The following is a 4,405-nucleotide window of genomic DNA, read 5'->3' on the forward strand; positions in this document are numbered from 1 at the left end:
CTTAAATTGACAACTCAACACATAAAAAAACAGTTACGCACTGTTCTTCAAATTTCGTAACTGTTCTATTATATAATATTCAATTGTATTTTTCTTCCCCTATGTTTTAAAAGGTTTGTTCATTATTGTTGTATCGATGTTCGATGAGTTCTTGTAGAAAGGCACAAATGGCAAGTAATGCGAGCGCACCATAAATGACGTAATGATTATGTAGTACACCATCAATACCAAAATTCATATTAAAATACGATTCAACTAGGCTTGTTAATACTCTAATTATATTAAATAAAACAAGGATAAGTATGATAAACCCAAGCACATTGGAAATGACTTTCATTTCATTTGCTCCTTTGCTTATTGATTTACTTATATACTAAAATTTTCAAATTAAATGCTACTTAGTTTAATCTTAATTTTTCCTTAAATCATCATTATCAGAATAGTTAAATGTTAAAAAGTTGTATAAGATAGACAATGAGGTGGTATTCATGAACGACGACGTACTCATTATTGAAGATGATAAAGATATTAATGCGTTAATGACATTATCTTTAAGTACGAAAGGGATACAACGTATCAAGTCTGTCGATAATATTGAAGATGCAAAATACGAACTATTGAATTTCAGCTTTCAGGTTATATTATTGGATTTAAACTTAAGATCTGAAGACGGTTATCAATTACTTAAATATATTGATTTAAAGGATACTGCCGTTATCGTAGTGACTGCAAAGACAACAAATATCGATGTATATAAAGGATTTGAACATGGGGCTGTCGATTATATTAAAAAGCCATTTGATCCGATGGAGTTGTACTACAGAGTTTCTTTACATTTAAATGATACAGATCAATCAACGTACCATTATAAAGATTTAGCCATCAACTTCAACAGTATGGAAGTATTTGTTAATGACAAACCGATCAACCTTACAAATCGTGAATATAATTTATTAACCTATCTTATTAAAAATAAAAACCAAGTACTGACTAAAGATCAGCTCTATGCTAAAGTTTGGGGATATGATACCGGCGTGGATGATAATACTCTAATGGTCCATATTAGAACATTACGGAAGAAGATTGAAACCACGCCGAATGCACCTAAAATGATTAAAACTGTACGCAGTAAAGGTTACATGTTTAAGGAAGATCGCGATGATTAATAAATTCACATTAAAATTCCTTAAGTATATGACGATATTTGTCCTTCTAAACTTTACTATTACATGTATCTTAGTTATCATACTATTTTTTAAAGTATTGCCTAATATTTACTGGGATATTAATGAAATTGAACCTACATACTTAGAGACGTATGGCATCACTCAAGCACCCAATGATAATCTAAAATCACTTGCCGAAAAGCGTCATGTTGACTTATATTTTGTTCGAAAAAATGGAGACATTCTCTATCCTAAGTCAAAGCGTCATACAAACATAAAATCAACATTGTTAAAAAATATCAATAATGCGAATTCAGTTATATCAAAAGAAGGAACCTACCTTGTTTATATTTATAAAGATAAAATTGAACAACCTAAAATAACAAATGGTCATGAAATCAAGACGTCACAACTGCTTGATAGTATCGCTACGCTTGATTTCAATCGTTACAACTATTCGATTTCAAACAATGAACTTCACTTTGTAAGAAATCCAGGACAAAGAACGATATTGTGGAATGATAATTTCGGCGAAGCGTTCAATGATAGTAAAAACACGTATATTTTACTGTTCATCTCATTTATCATCGTTAACATCATCTTAATTGCTTTAACGGCAATGTTAATTTCGAAGCGACTCACAAGACCGTTATCTTTTTATATTGACTGGATTGGTAATTTATCGTTAGGCAAACTGCATCAGCCTACGTCGAAACGAAAGCGATTTAAGAATCGTCGTACTTATCCTGAATTGGATGCATCTTTGTCACAATTAAATGAACAAATGTTGTCTGATAAGTTTTACCATAACCAAATTTCATATTACAAATCAAAATGGATTAGCCAAATTTCTCATGATTTGAAATCGCCACTAACAACTATTTATGGTTATTCTAAGCTCATCCAGGCCGATAAACAGACGCAATCTTATGTTCAACTTATTTCGGAGAAAGCAACATTTATGAGTGATTTGATTGATAGTTTGAACCAAACGTTTGATATGGAAACAAACCAGACAAAACAAGATAAAGAAGATTTTCCAATTCAATCAACGGTCAATCGAATCACACACATTATTGGTTACGATTCTATAACATGTCACTTTTATTTAGAAGATAACGCCACATTTTATGGTAATAAATTGTATTTCGAGCGGCTATTAATTAATTTAATCAACAATAGTATTGATCATAATGAAATCAATCCTAACATTCAAATGACTTTTTCTAAAATTGAAAATAAGTTAATGATTGATTACGTTGACGATGGTCAAGGCATACCACATTCAAATATAGATACATTATTTAAACAGTCGTATACATCGAAAGCGCATAAAGCACAACATGGTATTGGTTTATCGATTATTAAAGATGCTGTGAATTATCATCATGGCGCAATCACACTATTACCATCTAAACAAGGCGTTCATTTCCATATACTATTGGTGGATGACTCTTAAATATTATCTAAAAAAGTAAGGGCGTAGGACAACGAATTGAAATAAAATTCTGTCCTACGCCCTTACTTCTCATTTCGTCTATGCTTCATCATCAGGTGCATTGAGTGCGCTATTGCGTGCAACGAGTTGATGACGAACGTTAAAGAATTGATTATAGCTTAAATAAGTTGCAATTAGGGCTGACATGATTGTCGCTGTTGTGTGAATAAACACGACAAGTAATTGGAATTTAATCGCTTGTAATGGTGGTACGCCACCAATAATTAAACCTGTCATCATACCTGGTATCGAAACGAGACCGTATGTTTTAACCGAGTCTATTGTAGGTACGATTGCAAGACGTATACTCTCTCTAATCGATGCTTTAGATGCCAATTTAGGTGTCGCTGCTAATGTAAGCTTAGATTCAATGTCGGTAATGTCTTTCACAAAGGCACGGTCTAAGTTTTGATACGCTAAATTAATCGCAATTAGTCCATTATTCGCTAACATGCCTCCAATTGGAATGACTTCGTTTGCTTTAAAATCGATAGCCCCTGCCAACACAGTAGCCGTTAAAGGTAACGCTGTTCCAATAAAAATGGCGATAAACGAAATCCAAAAGACATGATGCATTACTGGCGAAGCACGATTAATCGTATTCCATGACGCATTAATAATAATCACTAATACCGCTAACATTAATATCCACGCTTGATCAATTTTGAAAATATAATGCAAGATAAATCCTAATATAATCAACTGTACAACTGCGCGTATGGAAGCTACAACTAAATCTTTAATAATATGTAATCCTTCTTTATATGAAATAAAGATGGGAATTAATAATAACAAAGCAGTTAAACAAAGGGCTGTATTACTCATTCTGATTTAAAGCCTCCTCTTTCGTGATTTCCCCATCGCTAATTGTAATTCGTCTATGGAAATGTCTCATACTTTGATCATCACTATGTGTAATCCATAACACGGATACACCTTCTTTTACCATGTCGAAAATCATATTTTCAATGGTCTGCTTATTTTGTGTATCGAGCGCACTTGTAGATTCATCTAATAATAATATATCTGGACGGTACATGAGTTGACGGGCTATTGTAATCCTCTGACGCTCGCCGCCTGAAAGATGTTCGATTTTAGAATTCAAATCATATTGACCTAAGTTCACTTTCTTTAGTAAATCCATTGCTTTGTCTTTATCAAAGCGGTCATCTCGCGCTAACGCTGGAAATGACATGTTATCACCAATGGTTTCGCCAAAGAGCTGACTCTGTTGCATTAAATAACTGATTTTCATTCGTAATGTTTCAGGAGGATAATCGTTAAATGGCTTCCCTTTTAAATAGAGTTCCCCATCCGTCGGGCTAATTAAATTATTGATTTGCTTTAAAAATGTGCTCTTACCACTACCAGAGGGACCAATAATGGCAACTGCCTCTCCCTCAGCTAATTGAAAGTTAATATTTTTAAGTATCATACGTCTATCCGCTTTATATGATAAATTTTTGACATCTAATAACATCCTTTTACCAACCTCCTCATAATAAACACTGTTATGATTAAAAATAAATTAAAATCAGTCTGGGACATAAATAATATAATCATGCTAATTAGCAAATCCGCAGTAGCTGACTGAACTGAGAAGGCGCTTAAATCAAGCTTTTCTCAGTTCTAGTCATCCCTGCGGGCGGGGCCCCAGCAAAGAGAATTTCATCAAGAAATTCTACAAGCAAAGCAAGTTGGGAGTCGGGCGACGAATTTAAAAGAATTCTGTCCCACTCCC

The 4,405-nt window shown here is 33.4% G+C and carries 5 protein-coding genes; 2 read left to right on the forward strand and 3 right to left on the reverse strand.

Annotated features, from left to right (window positions below; all coding sequences use genetic code 11):
- Window positions 1-106 precede the first annotated feature (106 nt).
- Window positions 107-337, reverse strand: coding sequence for a hypothetical protein (locus tag KA858_RS10490; RefSeq protein WP_075109013.1), 231 nt, complete (start codon window positions 335-337; stop codon window positions 107-109).
- A 151-nt stretch (window positions 338-488) separates the two neighbouring features.
- Here KA858_RS10490 and KA858_RS10495 point away from each other — a divergent pair, with 151 nt between their 5' ends.
- A complete protein-coding gene (locus KA858_RS10495; protein ID WP_075109012.1) occupies window positions 489-1,166 on the forward strand; it encodes a response regulator transcription factor in 678 nt (225 codons plus the stop codon).
- Window positions 1,159-2,625, forward strand: coding sequence for a sensor histidine kinase (locus tag KA858_RS10500; protein ID WP_210135651.1), 1,467 nt, complete (start codon window positions 1,159-1,161; stop codon window positions 2,623-2,625). Before KA858_RS10495 ends, KA858_RS10500 begins: the two co-directional genes overlap by 8 nt.
- A gap of 78 nt (window positions 2,626-2,703) precedes the next feature.
- Here the strand turns inward: KA858_RS10500 and KA858_RS10505 are convergent, their stop codons facing one another.
- On the reverse strand, window positions 2,704-3,489 hold the full coding sequence (locus KA858_RS10505; protein ID WP_075109010.1) for an ABC transporter permease: 786 nt from the start codon (window positions 3,487-3,489) through the stop codon (window positions 2,704-2,706).
- Entirely contained in the window at window positions 3,482-4,144 is a 663-nt protein-coding gene (locus KA858_RS10510) for an ABC transporter ATP-binding protein (RefSeq protein WP_075109009.1), read from the reverse strand. The genes KA858_RS10505 and KA858_RS10510 overlap by 8 nt, the downstream gene beginning before the upstream one ends.
- Window positions 4,145-4,405: the final 261 nt, after the last annotated feature.

Origin of the sequence: Staphylococcus sp. GDX8P80P (assembly GCF_017893095.1) — a bacterium.
In the GTDB taxonomy this organism is placed as follows: domain Bacteria; phylum Bacillota; class Bacilli; order Staphylococcales; family Staphylococcaceae; genus Staphylococcus; species Staphylococcus borealis.